The sequence below is a fragment of the Eisenbergiella porci genome (assembly GCF_009696275.1).
Classification (GTDB): domain Bacteria; phylum Bacillota; class Clostridia; order Lachnospirales; family Lachnospiraceae; genus Eisenbergiella; species Eisenbergiella porci.
Genome location: NZ_VUMI01000007.1, coordinates 28,573 through 43,015, shown reverse-complemented (window position 1 = coordinate 43,015; position 14,443 = coordinate 28,573). Strand labels below are relative to the sequence as shown.

Annotated in this window: 17 protein-coding genes and 1 pseudogene; 12 read left to right on the top strand and 6 right to left on the bottom strand. The window is 50.0% G+C overall.

What is annotated here, in order from left to right; all coding sequences use genetic code 11:
* Positions 1-2 precede the first annotated feature (2 nt).
* The 7 genes from FYJ45_RS06000 to FYJ45_RS05970 all read left to right on the top strand — a co-directional run bounded on the left by FYJ45_RS06000 (position 3) and on the right by FYJ45_RS05970 (position 5,658).
* Entirely contained in the window at positions 3-1,142 is a 1,140-nt protein-coding gene (locus FYJ45_RS06000; protein WP_154463879.1) for a carbohydrate kinase family protein, read from the top strand.
* A complete protein-coding gene (locus FYJ45_RS05995; protein WP_195841686.1) occupies positions 1,135-2,193 on the top strand; it encodes an SIS domain-containing protein in 1,059 nt (352 codons plus the stop codon). The genes FYJ45_RS06000 and FYJ45_RS05995 overlap by 8 nt, the downstream gene beginning before the upstream one ends.
* 3 nt (positions 2,194-2,196) lie before the next feature.
* Positions 2,197-2,583 (top strand): glycoside hydrolase family 38 N-terminal domain-containing protein, encoded by a 387-nt coding sequence (locus FYJ45_RS31365; protein ID WP_154463877.1) that lies wholly within the window; start codon positions 2,197-2,199, stop codon positions 2,581-2,583.
* Positions 2,508-2,792, top strand: a complete 285-nt coding sequence (locus tag FYJ45_RS31360) for a glycoside hydrolase family 38 N-terminal domain-containing protein (RefSeq protein WP_154463876.1) — start codon at positions 2,508-2,510, stop codon at positions 2,790-2,792. The genes FYJ45_RS31365 and FYJ45_RS31360 overlap by 76 nt, the downstream gene beginning before the upstream one ends.
* Positions 2,793-2,953: 161 nt before the next feature.
* Entirely contained in the window at positions 2,954-4,120 is a 1,167-nt protein-coding gene (locus FYJ45_RS05980; RefSeq protein WP_154463875.1) for an ROK family transcriptional regulator, read from the top strand.
* 130 nt (positions 4,121-4,250) lie between these two features.
* Entirely contained in the window at positions 4,251-4,514 is a 264-nt protein-coding gene (locus tag FYJ45_RS05975) for a hypothetical protein (protein WP_154463874.1), read from the top strand.
* A gap of 40 nt (positions 4,515-4,554) precedes the next feature.
* Positions 4,555-5,658: a DNA alkylation repair protein gene (locus FYJ45_RS05970; protein WP_154463873.1), complete on the top strand. Its 1,104-nt coding sequence runs from the start codon at positions 4,555-4,557 to the stop codon at positions 5,656-5,658.
* A gap of 69 nt (positions 5,659-5,727) precedes the next feature.
* Here FYJ45_RS05970 and FYJ45_RS05965 read toward each other — a convergent pair whose 3' ends face one another.
* On the bottom strand, positions 5,728-6,189 hold the full coding sequence (locus FYJ45_RS05965; protein WP_154463872.1) for a hypothetical protein: 462 nt from the start codon (positions 6,187-6,189) through the stop codon (positions 5,728-5,730).
* Between the two features lie 448 nt (positions 6,190-6,637).
* On the opposite strand from FYJ45_RS05965, the gene FYJ45_RS05960 reads away from it, so the two are divergent.
* Together FYJ45_RS05960 and FYJ45_RS05955 are read left to right on the top strand one after the other, a co-directional pair.
* On the top strand, positions 6,638-6,976 hold the full coding sequence (locus tag FYJ45_RS05960) for a beta/alpha barrel domain-containing protein (RefSeq protein WP_154463871.1): 339 nt from the start codon (positions 6,638-6,640) through the stop codon (positions 6,974-6,976).
* A gap of 151 nt (positions 6,977-7,127) precedes the next feature.
* A pseudogene (locus FYJ45_RS05955) lies at positions 7,128-7,737 on the top strand (enolase C-terminal domain-like protein).
* A gap of 70 nt (positions 7,738-7,807) precedes the next feature.
* Here FYJ45_RS05955 and FYJ45_RS05950 read toward each other — a convergent pair.
* From FYJ45_RS05950 to FYJ45_RS05930, 5 genes are all read right to left on the bottom strand, one after another.
* Entirely contained in the window at positions 7,808-8,539 is a 732-nt protein-coding gene (locus FYJ45_RS05950) for a Gfo/Idh/MocA family oxidoreductase (protein WP_154463870.1), read from the bottom strand.
* On the bottom strand, positions 8,491-8,745 hold the full coding sequence (locus tag FYJ45_RS05945) for a Gfo/Idh/MocA family oxidoreductase (protein ID WP_154463869.1): 255 nt from the start codon (positions 8,743-8,745) through the stop codon (positions 8,491-8,493). The genes FYJ45_RS05950 and FYJ45_RS05945 overlap by 49 nt, the downstream gene beginning before the upstream one ends.
* A gap of 65 nt (positions 8,746-8,810) precedes the next feature.
* Positions 8,811-9,419: an HAD family hydrolase gene (locus tag FYJ45_RS05940; RefSeq protein ID WP_154463868.1), complete on the bottom strand. Its 609-nt coding sequence runs from the start codon at positions 9,417-9,419 to the stop codon at positions 8,811-8,813.
* Complete coding sequence (locus tag FYJ45_RS05935) at positions 9,416-10,339, bottom strand: LysR family transcriptional regulator (RefSeq protein WP_330588560.1); 924 nt, start codon at positions 10,337-10,339, stop codon at positions 9,416-9,418. The genes FYJ45_RS05940 and FYJ45_RS05935 overlap by 4 nt, the downstream gene beginning before the upstream one ends.
* Positions 10,340-10,473: 134 nt before the next feature.
* Positions 10,474-11,157, bottom strand: a complete 684-nt coding sequence (locus FYJ45_RS05930) for a phosphoribosylaminoimidazolesuccinocarboxamide synthase (RefSeq protein WP_021638005.1) — start codon at positions 11,155-11,157, stop codon at positions 10,474-10,476.
* A gap of 464 nt (positions 11,158-11,621) precedes the next feature.
* Between FYJ45_RS05930 and FYJ45_RS05925 the strand changes: the two genes are divergently transcribed.
* The 3 genes from FYJ45_RS05925 (at position 11,622) to FYJ45_RS29460 (ending at position 14,436) form a co-directional block, all read left to right on the top strand.
* Positions 11,622-13,613 (top strand): helicase-related protein, encoded by a 1,992-nt coding sequence (locus FYJ45_RS05925; RefSeq protein WP_154463867.1) that lies wholly within the window; start codon positions 11,622-11,624, stop codon positions 13,611-13,613.
* 175 nt (positions 13,614-13,788) lie between these two features.
* Positions 13,789-13,872 (top strand): TetR family transcriptional regulator, encoded by an 84-nt coding sequence (locus FYJ45_RS33080; RefSeq protein WP_154463967.1) that lies wholly within the window; start codon positions 13,789-13,791, stop codon positions 13,870-13,872.
* Between the two features lie 273 nt (positions 13,873-14,145).
* Positions 14,146-14,436 (top strand): hypothetical protein, encoded by a 291-nt coding sequence (locus FYJ45_RS29460; RefSeq protein WP_195841684.1) that lies wholly within the window; start codon positions 14,146-14,148, stop codon positions 14,434-14,436.
* The last annotated feature ends 7 nt before the right edge of the window (positions 14,437-14,443 follow it).

Genomic DNA, 14,443 nt, shown 5'->3' with positions numbered 1-14,443 from the left:
AGATGGCATATGAAAATGATACGATGAAAATGAAAGCATTGGCGGATGCAATAGAGGGAAAAAAGAAGCCGGACAGAAGCTGTCTGATCGGCTTTGACGGATATATAGATGAGCTTTATTCGGTGGTGCAGAAGAGAATGGGACCCGAGGAGTATACGGCATACGATAAAATTGAGGATTTCGGCAGACGCATTCTGTGGGCTTCAGGAAAGAGCGCGGATTTGGAGATCTGTCCCCACAAGATAAAGTTCGGGGGAAATGCCCCGATCCTGGCAAATACACTGGCTTCCTTAAATTACCGGACCACCTGCATCGGCCAACTGGATACGGACGACGGGGACAGCCCGTTTGCCAAAATGCATCCTTGCTGTAAGAGAATCAGTACAGGGAAAGCGAGCCGGACAATCGCCCTGGAATTCCGGGACGGCAAGATTATGCTGGGAAACCTGCAGGGAAGCCATACCGGTTGGGAGGAAATCCGGGAAAAGACAGGAGCCGGTCGGCTTTCCTCACTGGTGGAGGACAGCAGCCTGATTGGCATGGTGAACTGGGGCGGAATGTACCGGATGAATGAAATCATGGAAGGCATGGCGGAGGAAATGCTGTTTCCCATGAAGGCAGAGCTGAAAAGAAAAAAGGATATCTTTTTGGATCTGGCGGATCCGTCCGCCAGGCCGGAAGGGGATATGGAGCGGCTTTTTGCGCTCATCCGCCGTCTGGCAGGGGATTTCCGCGTTACCGTGGGTATGAATGAAAACGAGGCGGGAAAAATCGGGGATCAGTTTTGCGGCGGAGAGGAAAGTATGGAGGAGACCGGAGAAAAAATAAGGAAAGCGCTTCATCTGAACCGTCTGGTAATCCATACAAATCATAGGGTATTCGGCTTTGCGGACGGGCTGGTGGAGGAATATGCGGGAATGCATGTGGAAAACCCAGTGCAGACTACCGGCGCGGGAGACCATTTTAACGCGGGCTTCTGCCTGGGAATCCTGGAGAACAGAAGCCTTTATGAAAACCTGGTCCTGGGGCAGGCGACGGCTTCCTGTTATATCAGCACCGGAAAGACACCGGACAGAGCAGCGCTTGCAGACTATATCCGGAAGCATTATCATTTTATAGATGAGAGGAAAAACAATGACTGAAAAATTTTATCTTGAGGATATTCTGTCACAGAAGGCGGAGCTCCAGAAAATGATGGCACATTACCGCAGCGGACAGGAACTGGAAAAATTGTTGCGGTTAAGAGAATTAAAGGGCAGAAAAATTATTTTCAGCGGTATGGGCAGCTCTCATTTCTGTGCTTACGGCGCAGCAGTCAGGCTGCAGCAGCATGGGATCAGCAGCCAGGTGATTTCCACAGGAGAGCTGATTTATTATGAAAAAGAATGCCTGGAGAAGGATACGGTGCTCTGTCTGATATCACAGTCCGGGGAGAGCGCTGAAACAAAGCATCTGCTGGAGCTGGCGGGGGATGATATCTTCCTGATCGCCGTAACCAATCACCCGGAAAGCACGCTGGGAAGAAGGGGCCGCATTTGCTTTCCGCTGTATGTCGCGGATGAGATATCGGTGACAACCCGCACCTATCTGAGTTCACTGATAGTGACACAGCTGATTGCGGCGGCAGTGGCCGGAGAGGAGCTGTCTCCGATTCTGGCGGAGTATGACAAAACGGTTTCCCGAATCGGCGGTTACCTGGCGGCCTGGCAGGAGGAAACGGACAGACTGGCGGACTTCTGCCGGGACATGAAATATATCTGTTTGATTGGAAGAGGGGATTCCCTGTCTTCGGTAAGAGCGGGGGCTTTATTTTTCCGTGAGGTGGTGAAGTTCCCGGCGCTGGATTTTGACAGCGCGGAGTTCCGGCATGGCCCCATGGAAATGGTGCAGGAGGATTTTTACGGTATTGTATTCGCGCCGTCAGGCAGAACGCAGAAGCTGAGCCTGCAGATGGCTGCGGATATTGCGGCAAAGGGAGGGAAGGTCATCCTGATAACGGATGGGGGAGCCTACGGTTCTGCTGTTTTGGAACAGGAGAATGTACTTCCGGTGATGCTTGGGGAGATAAAGGAGTATGCCAGCCCGGTCCTGCAGATATTGCCGGTCCAGCTGCTGGCCAATGAGCTGGCGGAGGAGAAAAAAATACCGGCAGGGGTTTTCCGGTGGGGAAGCAAAGTCATGGAGGTGGAGTGAAAAATGGATAAAACACAGCATTATGTAGTCGGGGTGAGCCATATTGATATGGCTTTCGTTATGAGAGAGGAAGCCCAGGAGGAAATGATTGATATCCTTCTGGAGCGGATAACGGGGGCGCTGGAGAGAAACAGGGAGCTTACATTTGCGCTGGAGCAGACCGCGCATTACCGGAAGCTGGAAAAAAGAAGGCCGGATTTATTCCGTAAGGTGAAGGAGCTTCTTGCTGAGGGACATCTGGAATTCATGGGAGGGATGGCAACCACCGCGGAAACGAATTTTCCCAACGGCAATGTCTGGTGCATAATCAGGGCATGGGGCTGGAATGGCTGGAAAAGAATCTGGGTGTCAGGCCGCAGAGCGGGTGGCTGGTGGATACGTTTGGATTAAATGCGCAGATTCCCCAGATCATGAAGCAGTTTGGCATGAAGGATTTATACGCCAACCGGTTCGGCGGAAACAAAAGATATGATCTGTTTTGGGATGAAGGGCTGGACGGAAGCCGGATCCGGGTAAGCGGAAGGGATCTGGCCTCCTTAAATCTCCGGCCGGACAGCCAGGCATTGACCTTCGTGAGTCAGGCGGGACAACGCTTGTAAATGACGGAGAACTGCTGCATCTGAAGTTTTTGCCTTTTGAAATTAAGACCATCAGGCTGCGCAGAACGCCTGTGTAAAGAACATCAGTGCAAAGCGCAGGGATGCTTGCGAAGAAAGGCCGGATATGGTAAAACTGTTATAAAAGGGAAGGTTGGTAAAATATGGACAACATAATTAACAGTGCGGCCCAGATACGGCATAACAATAAAAAGAAAATTCTGAATTATTTAATGATGCATGATTGCGTTACGAAAAAGGAAATCGCTATGAAAACGGATCTTAGCCCGGCAACGGTATCCAATTTGAGCAATCAGCTGATTGAGGATGGTTTTATATTGGTTTCCTCCTATCAAAAATCAAGTGGTGGGAGGAATGCAGGACTTCTTACAATCAAAAATAACCGCAAGTATTATCTTGCATTAAGAATCATTGATGAATTCCAGGTGGAAGCGGCATTGATTTCCTTTGAGAAGGAAATCGTAAAATCTTTCTTTGTTTCCGTTAAGGATAACAGCATGTCCGGAATGATGGAGGCCTGTGAAGCCGGCATTAGCAGATGCCTGGAAGGGGAGCCGGACTTTCAGGGAGAAATCCTGGGTGTAGGGGTTGCTCTTCCTGGCATTGTTGATATGGATAAAGGAATCTTATTGAATTCTACCATTGCCTTTCTTGAAGACAAGCCGGTGGTTACTGAACTGCAGCATAGAATCAAATATCCGGTTACCGGAGCGAATGAGTCAAATATACTGGCATTGGCTTTGGCAACACAGGAAAACAGGGACACCCTTCTGCAGGATACCATTTACCTGCATGTGGATGAGGGCCTGGGAATAGGTATTATTTGTAATGGCAGTTTGTTAACCGGGAGCCATAATCAGGGTGGTGAAATCAGCCATATGCCAATTGGAAGTAAAGGGCTGTTATGCAAATGCGGCAAGCGCGGTTGTGTAGAAACTGAGCTATCGCTTAATGGTTTTTTAAATGATTTTGAAGAAATTGCAAATAGAAATGTATCATGGAAGGATTTCTGCCTTGAGGCGGAAAACAAAAATGTACATGCAATGCAGGTTCTGGAGGAGAAAGGAAGAGTTCTGGGCAGATTATTTTCCATTTTGGATGCTTTGTTTGATCCGTCTGTGTTCTATCTGGGGGGAAGGGGTGTAGATCTTTTTGACGAGATGGCGGCTTATATAGAAAATGAGTATCGCAGCCGTTTGTTTATTGATAAGAGTAAGTCTCTGCGGCTTTATCCCTGCTATGATTATGATAAACTTTTATTGAAAGGGTGTGCTGATTTAGCTTTTGACTATTTTGCGCTGCAAGATTAATGGTGGTGGAAGATGATAAGCGGCTGGATACATTGAACTGTAGTAATTTAAGCCTGGTGGGACATGTATGTGAATGTCTGTTTGACGGACTGTCGGCATTCAGGCGGCGCTGGAGCTGACGGACTGTACCGTGAAGATGTTCTATTCCATGGATCCCTCCCGGGCCATCGGTCACTGGTACGGGGATGTGATCGAACCGGGAAATCAGCACGGCCTGGCATCCTACAGGTTTGCCGTGGAAGCCGTCCCGGGAGAACGGGAATCGATATCCCATGAGACCTGGTGGGAGGCCCGGACGGAAGTAATTCCCTATGAGGAAACGGCGGATAAATCGCTGTATTCCATGGAGAACAGATATAATGGCGTTGACTATGATCCGAACAGCATAGGCTGAAAAAGGGCAGGGCTGCATAGACATTTGTAAAGGGGGCAATATGCCGGAACTACTGAAAAACAGGTATAATTACGAATCTCTCCAAGAGCTGGCTTTGCGTGTAAAGGCCGTATATCCTTCATTTCGGGAGGAGGATTTTGTAAAGGCTGTTATCAACGAGACATGGGAAGCGTTAGAGCTGAAAGCCCGTATGCGGCAAATCTCTGTGAATTTGGGCAGATATCTGCCGGACGATTATAAACAGGCGATTGGCATCCTCAATAAGGTAGTGGAAGGTTATCCTGAAGGGTATAACGACTTTGCTTTCATGTATTTCCCGGATTTTGTTGAGGTCTACGGACAGGAAGAGCGCTATTGGGATTTGTCCATGGCTGCTCTGGAAAGATTTACCACATTATCATCTTCTGAATTTGCAGTGAGGCCATTTATCATAAAGCATGAAGCGCGTATGATGCGGCAGATGGCCGTCTGGGCCGGGCATGGCAATGAGCATGTCCGGCGTCTTTCCAGCGAGGGCTGCCGGCCGCAGCTGCCCTGGGGACAGGCCCTGACCAGCTTTAAAAAAGACCCGTCGCCGGTTCTTGGCATTCTGGAGCGGCTGAAAGCCGATCCGTCGCCGTATGTCCGCAAAAGCGTGGCCAATAACCTGAATGATATCTCCAAAACACATCCTGGACTGGTCATAAAAACGGCAAAGGACTGGTACGGGGGAAATGAGTATACGGATTGGATTGTGAAGCACGGCTGCAGGACGCTTCTGAAAAAGGGAAACAGGGATGTGCTGGATATCTTTGGTTTTGCGGATGCCGGCTGTGTGAAGGTTACCGGCTTTGCACTGGAGGATGAGTGTGTGGTTATCGGGGGAAATCTGGCTTTTTCCTTTACAGTCGTGGCAAAAAAGGCAGCCAGAATACGTCTGGAATACGGGATTGATTATGTAAAGGCAAACGGTACGCTGAGCCGCAAAATATTCCAGATATCCGAGATAACCTTACAGGAAAACGAGAAGAGGAGCTACACGAAAAAACATTCCTTTGCAGAAGTAAGCACCAGAAACCATTATCCCGGCTTCCATTCGGTTACGCTGATTGTGAACGGCACCGCGGTGGGGACGCTGGATTTTGAAGTATTACCGATAGCATAGAGGGATAATCATCCGTTGCGGCATACACCAAAAGGTATGCCGCAACGGTTTTTACTGCATTTTCCTGCCTTATTCATAAACTTCGATGATCACTTTCTCTGCGATAAACTCATCTCCGTCAAAGTACCCCTGCGCTTCCAGGCCGGTCCCGTCCTGAAGCTCAGAAAAAGCTGCTTCCTCTTCTTTAATGTCCTCACCGCCGCCCTTAATTGTCCATCGCATGAATACTGTTGAATCCAGGCACCGGACGGTCACTAATTCTTCCTCCGGGCTTCCGGCCTCCGGCATTACAATAACCGCTCCCTGCCCATCCGTGGAGTCCTCATATAACGTGCGGCTGAGAACAAAAGAATCCTGGGAAACACTTCTTACTTTCCCGCCGATAAAAATCAATTCCGGGTTTTCCACTTCGTTATTTCCCGCTGCATCATTCCCTGCTTCCCTGTTTTCGGGCACAGTGATTTCCTGCCCATTGTTTTCTGCTCCTTCACTAATTGCTCCATTTTTTTCACCGCCGCCATCATCGTGCACTTGCTGCGATGCATCCTCTGCCGTGGCTTCGGTGGTAGGGACGGCCTGCGGGGAGGCTGTGTCGCTGCTTTCAGCCGCCGGTGGCCGTTGCCAGAGTAAATGAAAAAACAATCAAGATGGACATTGAGTACGGCAAAGGCGGGCTTTTCATCAGGATTGAAAACCCTTTTAGCGGTGAAATCAAATATCTGAATGAAACGAGCGGGGAAGAGAAGAAAATTGCGTCAATCAAGGAGGCCGTACCATACTGTTTCCTGTTTCACTACACAAAAATTTGTCCGGGAAAATCCAACAATATAATCCCTTCTATGCCGGGCATAAAAGTAGTAATATGATAATGAGTAGTTGGTTTTATGCGGATGCCTAACAGCTGCCGGGGGACAGCAATTGCCTTTTCCGTAGGGCATGGCGGCATCCGGAGTCATTGGGGAAGGGGGAGCAATAAGCTATGAATATGCGGGAAACCGTACAGGAAAACCCATTGCTGGCTATTATGCGCAATGTGCCGCTGGAGCGGACGGAGGATTATGTAGGGGCGGTCATAAGGGGAGGCGTCCGTTTTTTTGAAATGGCGATGAATACGCCGCACGCACTGGAGCAGATCCGCCTGATCCGAAACAGCTTTGGAAAGAAAATTCTGGTTGGGGCTGGAACCGTGCTGACGGCGGAAGCCGCGGAAAAGGCGGTGGAAAGCGGGGCGCGGGGGATGTCAGCCGGCTATGTGAAGCTTCTGAAAGGGCCTTTTGACAATACGGAGTATGTGGCAATCGGCGCTGTAGGATATTAAGGAAAAGCTGTTTCAGGCGCCGGTATATGAGCTGATGGGCGGGGCCTGCAGGGATAAAATGCGGGTGTATTCCTAGGTTGGCGGAGATCGTCCTTCGGATGTGGGCAGGGCCGCCAGGGAAAAGCTGGAGGAAGGCTTTACCGCGGTTAAGATGAACGCAACGGAAGAGCTGCAGATGATTGATTCCTATGACAAAATTGACGCCGTATTGGAGCGGGTGACGGTGATCAGGGAGTCCTGCGGCAGGGCGTTCGGGATTGCCATAGATTTCCACGGACGCGTGCATAAGCCCATGGCTCCCCATTGCCACAGGGGAGCGCCTGTATTCCCGATGGGATTTCAAACGCCTTCTGCATGCGGGCGGCGTGGATATTATCCAGACTGACCTGTCCCATGCCGGCGGCATTACGGAGGTGAAAAAAATCGCGTCAATGGCGGAGGCGTACGATGTGGCCCTCGCGCCCCACTGCCCTTTGGGACCGATAGCCCTGGCCGCCTGCCTGAATGTGGATGCCACCTGTTATAATGCGGTGATTCAGGAGCAGAGCATCGGCATTCATTACAATGTGGGGAAAAGTGTCCTGGATTACGTGAATAACCGGGAGGATTTTGAGTTTACGGACGGTTTTGTAAAGCTGCCCCGGAAGCCGGGCCTTGGTGTGGAGGTAAATAAGGAGCTGGTGGAGGAAGAAAACCGCACGCCCCATAACTGGAAAAATCCTGTATGGAGACATGCGGACGGTTCCATTGCCGAGTGGTAGGGCGGCTAAGAATTCATCGTGGAATTGGTAATGCAGCAGTAAGTGAATTGGGGAATCAGGAGGAACGCAGTCAGTACCTCACTGATTCCCCTCCTTTTTCCCGTGATTCTTCCGCAAGAAAGACCAGCCTGTGTCCCACCATGGAGTCTGCCAGGGTGGTGCAGCAGAAAGAGGCAGCTTCGCCGCGCAGCAAAGAGAAAAAGTCCTGTACGACGGCCTGATCCCCATTTCCGTGAGGATTGCCGAGCTGATCGGCGGAGACATCGACGATGCGGCTGAGCTGCCCTCCCGGATGCTCCGGCTTTATGAGGCGCACCGAAAACTGCTGGCTTTCAAAATTGCCGATAATCTCGCCCTTTGTGCCGGTAATATGGATATTCCTGCCGGAAGCCGCCGCCCCGCCGTTCATGGAGAAGGTGCCGGTTGCCCCGTCGGAAAATGCTATCAGGATGGACTGATGATCAACGATTTTCAGCCCGCAGCGGTAGACACAGCGGCTGTAGGGGTTATCGGCTTCGGACAGCAGCCTTATTTTTTCCTCCGCCGTGGGCTGAGAAACCCCGCTGTCATGCCAGATGTTATTTGCCCACCGCTGGGGATTTTCGATATAAAGCCTTTTGGCGGAATATGCACAGCTTCGTTCGGCAGGACAGTTGTTTAGACAATGGGTACCGGCATTTTCAGGGGCCATTTCCGGGATAAACTGAAAGACGGAACCGACGCTGGCCACGGTCTTCGGGAGATTTCCCTTCATCAGCCAGGCCATGATATCCAGATCGTGGCTGCATTTGGATAAAAGCATTTGGGGACAGCGGTAAGCTCTTCCACCGTCCTGAAGCAATGGCTGTCGGGAACATGAAAAAGCTGCTGCGCCGCAAGTACCCTTTCCTGATTGATGTCAACAATGCCGGCGATGGTAAAAAGCTCAGGATGCGATAAGGCCTCCCCTGCATAAATCATTGCCCGTGCGCCCATGCCGACGACGATCACTTTTACCGGATTTATCATATAGGAAAATCTCCTTTGTGTTTTTGACAGACAGAAGGGTATTTAGGGTTAAAAAGATAAGTGCTTCAGCCGGCCCCCACGCCCAGTTTCTTAAGTTCCTCCCGAGCCTGCGCCTGGTTTTCGAACCGGAAGGCATGGATCCCGATGGCCCTTGCCGCATCAACGTTAGGCTGTGTATCATCCATGAAAACGCATTTCCGGGGGGTTAAGTGATACCGGTCCAGAATCAGATGATAGATTTCCGGCATGGGCTTGATGAGCTTATCCTGAAAGGAAAGGATGCCGCCGTCCACATAGGGCAGAAAATCCAGCCCATGCCAGCATTCCCGCAGGGCCTTCTGTGAGAAATTGGAGAGAACCAGAATCTGGAAGCCCTCTGCCTTCAGCTCTTTCACCCAGGGGAGCGCATAGTCATATTTTGTTACCAGGCCATGGAAATCATCCAGTGCCTTTCGGATTTCCGTTTCAATTTCAGGGTCGTTTGCAACGAAACGCTGCAGGATTTCCTTATCGGTCAGGCAGCCCCTGTCATATTCCTTCCAGACCTCGCTTCTGACCGTGGCATCGGCGAGACGCTCAATCATTTCCCTGCCGAAGCCCTGCCCCTCATAAAAAGTGCGCCAGTCAAAGCCGGCCAGCACGCCTCCAATATCAAATATAATTGTCTTGATCATTTTATTTCTCCTTGTTTCAATGCATCCTTCATCATTTCCAGAAGCGCTGCCGCGGCCAGGCTTTTCCGGCTTCTTTCATCCGTCACCACAAGAAAATCCCGCACCGGCACCGGCTCTTCGAATTTCAGTTCCATCAGCTCCCCGCTGGCAAGCTCCTGCGCCGCAAAGTCCCGCACAACGCTTCCCACACCCAGATTGCGCAGCGCAAACTGAACGATCATATCGCTGGTTGCCAGTTCAAATTCCGGATTGATGCGGACGCCTCTTTCTTCCAGGAAGCTCTGCACATATTTCCTTGTGCTGGTGGGCTTCTCCATGGTGATTAACGGGAGCTGCTCCAGAAGCTTTAAGGGATGCGTCTTTCCTGCATACTGGGAAAAATTTTTCCCTATAACGAAAATATCTTCTATTTCCTTCACAGGAAGCATGCCGATGCCGTCTTCCGGCAGAATCGGCCCGGACACTACGCCGAAGTCAATTTTCCCTTCCCGCAGAAGGATCATGGTGGCGGGCGTCGGCCCATTTGTCACAGAAACCTTGATTCCCGGATTTTTTTCATGGAAGCGTTCCAGATAGGGGAGCAGGAAAAAACGCAGCGTCATATCGGAAGCGCCGATGGTGATTTCCCCCCGTTCCAGGTTGCACATCTGCAGAATCCGTTTTTCCCCCGCCTCGAACTGTTCATAGCCCTTTTCCACATAGGAAAAAAGCTCCCGCCCTTCCGCTGTGGGGGTGATGCCGTGGGAGGTGCGTTTAACGAGTACCACGCCCAGCGCAGTCTCCAGCTGCTTCAGGCTCTGGCTCACCGCAGGCTGGGAGAGCGACAGCGCTCCGGCGGCCTGGGTGACCGAGCCGCATTTGACCACATGATAAAATACTTTATAATATTCCAGATTTGCCATCATAAAAAAATCCCTCATACCAGGCCGTTTTCCTTGGCTGCCATCCTTTCAGACGGCAGCCTGTAACGAACTTCAGTATAAGGGATTATGTCTGTTTCTGTCAAATGCAACAGTGTGGATAACTGTACTGCAGAACGGATAAGGGATGCTTATTATGCAAGAATCATCTTGGTAAGATCCATGGGATCTACGATCTTTCCGTCCTTGTAAACTCTCATATTGCCGCTGGCGATTTCGTCGATCAGGATAACCTCGCCGTTCTTGTCATAGCCGAACTCAAACTTGATGTCATACAGATCCATGCCCTTCTTCGCAAGATCATCGGCAACAACCTTTGTGATAGCCAGGGTCTGCTCTTTCATGCTGTCGTACATTTCGGGAGTCATAACGCCCAGCACTGCCAGTGCATCCTTCGTTACCAGCGGATCGCCCTTTGCGTCATCCTTGAAGGTAGTCTCAACGTAGCCGCCTTCAATGCGGGTGCCGTCTTCCATATATTCGCCGTAACGGCGGATAAAGCTTCCGGTTGCCACCAGACGGCAGATTACTTCCAGGCCATGGCCGAATACGGTTGCAGGAAGAACTTCCATGGTGGCGTTTTCCACATCTGCGCTTACATAATGGGTTTTTACGCCGGCTGCCTTAAGCAGTTCGAAATAGTGAACGGAGGTTTTCAGGTTCTCTCTGCCGATGCCTTCGATTGTCAGGCCTACAGAGTTTTCACCGGGATCGAATTTTCCGTCTTTTCCGGTGCAGTCATCCTTGAATTTCAGCAGAACGTTGCCGTTTTCCAGCTGATAAACATCTTTTGTCTTACCTGTGTAAAGTTTTTCCATGATTTAAGACTCCTTTGTATGTTTTATTTTTTGTAAAAACGGTGGTTCAGGCCGCTTTTCGGGTCCGTTTACATTCATCATATTACAAAATTTAATATAAGTAAAATCAATAATTATTATATCTGATATAGGATTTAATTATATCACTCTGCTGCATGCCCTGTTCTGCAGAAAGCAGGGCGGCGGCAGATATTCCCGGCGGCTATAATTATAAAATATCTTTTTTGGGCGGTTGTGTCAATAAGTTTGCGGGAATATGGACTGATTGTATTTTGTTGTCCCTTTTACTAGAAGGCGGCTGAGAAGATAGGATACCGGCAGCAACAGTATGGAGGTGATGGCTGTAGCTGACCTTCCTTTGCACAGTAATAATTTAGGATAGTAAGAACGGGCATGTTATGATAGAATAATGCCAATGGCGAAATGTCAGCTGAACGGAGTTTTTGGATAAGAGGAAGGTTTTTATGGTACAGAATGAAAAGCTGGTGCAGTTTTACTATTTGCAGTACAAGGAATGCGCTGCCAGGCTGAAGAAGAAAAACAACGATGGGAAAAAGAATTACGAGGAGAGAATCACGCGGCTGCTGCATGAAATGCGGAATGTGAAGACCACAAAGCTCAGCCAGCCGCATTTGGAGGAATACCACAGGCAGATCCGGAATCTGTCCTATTATGCGTTCCGGCAGAACAACCAGTTTGCGATCATGGAGATCCGGGATCTTCTGATGAAGGAGCTGGTGCGACTTGATCTCTCTGACATGCGGCCGGAGGAGCAGGAGCTGATTACAGTGAAGTTCCTGGAGTTCCTGCGGGAAGAGAAGCCCTTTGAGATCTGCAAGAGAAGCATAAAAAGCCTGTCGAAAAGTTACGCGGAATCAGGAATTAAAAACCAGATCATAGATATGGTTCCCACCAGGCCGGAGATGGAATTTCCCCAGGCCCTGGAAATGAAACGGAAATTCATCCTCCATATCGGCCCGACCAACTGCGGTAAAACCTATCAGGCGCTGGAGCGTCTCAGGGAAGCGCAGAACGGTGTCTACCTGGGGCCGCTGCGCCTTCTTGCGCTGGAGGTCTATGAAAAGATGAAGGAGTACCGGATCCCATGCACCATGCTGACCGGGGAGGAACGTATCTATGAGGAAAACAGCAGGATTATTTCCTCCACGGTAGAAATGCTTGATATAGATCAGAAATACGATGTGGCCGTCATTGATGAGGCGCAGATGATTGCCGTTCCGGACAGGGGGCATTCCTGGACGAGGGCAATCCTGGGCGTCCAGGCGCCGGAGGTGCATGTCTGCATGAGCCCGGCGGCGGAAAAGGCGGTTATCCATCTGATCAGCCTGTGCGGCGACACCTGTGAAACCCGCAGGTATGAGCGCAAGACAAAGCTGGTATGTGAGGACGGGGCCTTCCGGTTTCCGGAAGATGTGCAGGAGGGCGACGCGCTGATTGTTTTTACAAAAAGGGCGGTGCTGGACATCGCCGGCCGCCTGGAAAGAATGGGCGTCCGGGCAAGCGTCATCTACGGCAGCCTCCCCCCGGAAATCAGGCGGCGGCAGATACGTATGTTTTCCGGCCACGAAACCAGGGTGGTGGTCGCCACGGACGCTATCGGTATGGGGCTGAACCTTCCGGTAAAAAGGATTGTTTTCGTCCATACCAGCAAATTCGACGGGAAGAATACGCGTCCCCTGCTGGCTGCAGAGATCAAGCAGATCGGCGGCAGGGCGGGAAGATACGGCATTTATGATACCGGCTATGTGAACGCGGTGGGCCAGGAAGGCCTTGATTATATTAAGGAGCATTTCGATGAAAAGGAACCGGATGTGTCCTGTGTAAGCCTGGGCTTTCCCCAGGTCCTGCTTGATATGGACGAGCCGCTGGATGCGATTTTGAAAATCTGGAAATCCGTTGCGACGGAGCCGCCCTTTGAAAAAATCAGTATCGAGGATATGCTGTTTTTATATGAAAAGGCATACAGGGACCGGAAGGAAATCGACGGCTTTGAGGATAAGCATATGCTTTACCGCATGCTTACTTGCTCCATTGATATCAAAAACCGGGATATTGTAACGCTGTGGCTGTATTACTGCAAAACCTATACGGCGGATGCGTGCCTGCATTTTCCGGCCCTGATCATGTGCAGCGACTCAGGCCTTGCCCGGTATGAAACCTTTTATAAAATGCTGGATCTGTACTATCAGTTCTCCGTCCGCCTGGGCAAGAACATTGATCTGGAAAGGCTGGACAGGGAACGGGAAAAAACCGAAGAAACGATCATGCGCTATCTGGCGAAAAACAAAAAGGAGTATATCCAGAAATGCCAGTACTGCGGCAGCCTGCTTCCTCTCAGCGCATCCTTCCGTATCTGTGATAAGTGCTTTGCGGAAACACGTAAAAGCAAAGGCGGCAGGAGGCACCTGTGGACCGGGGCAACGGCAGGAGGCTGATAAAGAAAGAAGCAATCAGGAAAAATAAAACAGGAAAAGTTTCAGGAGGGTATATTTTTTTAAATATATCCTCTTTTCGTCTTTAGGAAGGTGCTATTGCAGGCGGGCAGAAAAATGTACCCGTCAGGCTGCAAAGTAAAAATTGACGGTAAATTCAACTTACCGCATATTGGAAATGGCCATGAAGCTGTTTATTGAAAAGGGATATGAACGTACTACCTTACAGGATATAGCAGACGCGTCCCTTACGAAGAGATAAAAAACAATAAGAAAATTTCCGCTTTGGAGAAAGCCTGCCGATTATGAACCAGGAAGTGGAGGGCTAGCGTTCAGGAGGAGTATATTGATGAATTTGCCGAAGGAAAGGCGCCCCATGGAGAAAAAGTCACGCTGACGCCGTCTTATCTGTTGCTAGGCAGTGACCGAAATAAGATAACGGTAATCCCGCGTTTTAATTTACTGGATTTGCGCACAGGTTGGGCAAAAGGGCGGCCCTTTTTATGTACGGCTGCTGATATTTACGGAAAATAAAATGTACGCCCTGACCGGAGTGGATATTGAACATGTGGAGAAGATTGCGGAAAAGCTGTATCAATACATACCAAACGTTTTCTGCGACTACGATCCATTTTTATTGTCCTATGAGCTGGAAAAGATCTTTGCCAAGGACCGGGCGGAGTTATGGAAATACTTGGCAGACTGGTTCCCGGTCTGCCGGGCTGAACTGCTGTTACCCCTTTGCAGCGGAATAAAAATATTATGGTCAACACACCATCGGAAAACTCCTGTTCAGAACTTAAATACAAGCGGTGTCCTGGAATAATACATAA

Bases quoted from the DNA above. Each gene is read 5' to 3' on its own strand.
- FYJ45_RS05950 (WP_154463870.1), bottom strand. From the start codon at position 8,539: ATGCTTTTATCCAAATGCAGCCACGATCTGGATATCATGGCCTGGCTG.
- FYJ45_RS05930 (WP_021638005.1), bottom strand. From the start codon at position 11,157: ATGGAAAAACTTTACACAGGTAAGACAAAAGATGTTTATCAGCTGGAA.
- FYJ45_RS31365 (WP_154463877.1), top strand. From the start codon at position 2,197: ATGGATAAAACACAGCATTATGTAGTCGGGGTGAGCCATATTGATATG.
- FYJ45_RS06000 (WP_154463879.1), top strand. From the start codon at position 3: ATGGCATATGAAAATGATACGATGAAAATGAAAGCATTGGCGGATGCA.
- FYJ45_RS31360 (WP_154463876.1), top strand. From the start codon at position 2,508: ATGGGGCTGGAATGGCTGGAAAAGAATCTGGGTGTCAGGCCGCAGAGC.
- FYJ45_RS05995 (WP_195841686.1), top strand. From the start codon at position 1,135: ATGACTGAAAAATTTTATCTTGAGGATATTCTGTCACAGAAGGCGGAG.
- FYJ45_RS05940 (WP_154463868.1), bottom strand. From the start codon at position 9,419: ATGATCAAGACAATTATATTTGATATTGGAGGCGTGCTGGCCGGCTTT.
- FYJ45_RS29460 (WP_195841684.1), top strand. From the start codon at position 14,146: ATGTACGCCCTGACCGGAGTGGATATTGAACATGTGGAGAAGATTGCG.
- FYJ45_RS05960 (WP_154463871.1), top strand. From the start codon at position 6,638: ATGAATATGCGGGAAACCGTACAGGAAAACCCATTGCTGGCTATTATG.
- FYJ45_RS05945 (WP_154463869.1), bottom strand. From the start codon at position 8,745: ATGATAAATCCGGTAAAAGTGATCGTCGTCGGCATGGGCGCACGGGCA.
- FYJ45_RS05925 (WP_154463867.1), top strand. From the start codon at position 11,622: ATGGTACAGAATGAAAAGCTGGTGCAGTTTTACTATTTGCAGTACAAG.
- FYJ45_RS33080 (WP_154463967.1), top strand. From the start codon at position 13,789: ATGGCCATGAAGCTGTTTATTGAAAAGGGATATGAACGTACTACCTTA.
- FYJ45_RS05970 (WP_154463873.1), top strand. From the start codon at position 4,555: ATGCCGGAACTACTGAAAAACAGGTATAATTACGAATCTCTCCAAGAG.
- FYJ45_RS05935 (WP_330588560.1), bottom strand. From the start codon at position 10,339: ATGAGGGATTTTTTTATGATGGCAAATCTGGAATATTATAAAGTATTT.
- FYJ45_RS05980 (WP_154463875.1), top strand. From the start codon at position 2,954: ATGGACAACATAATTAACAGTGCGGCCCAGATACGGCATAACAATAAA.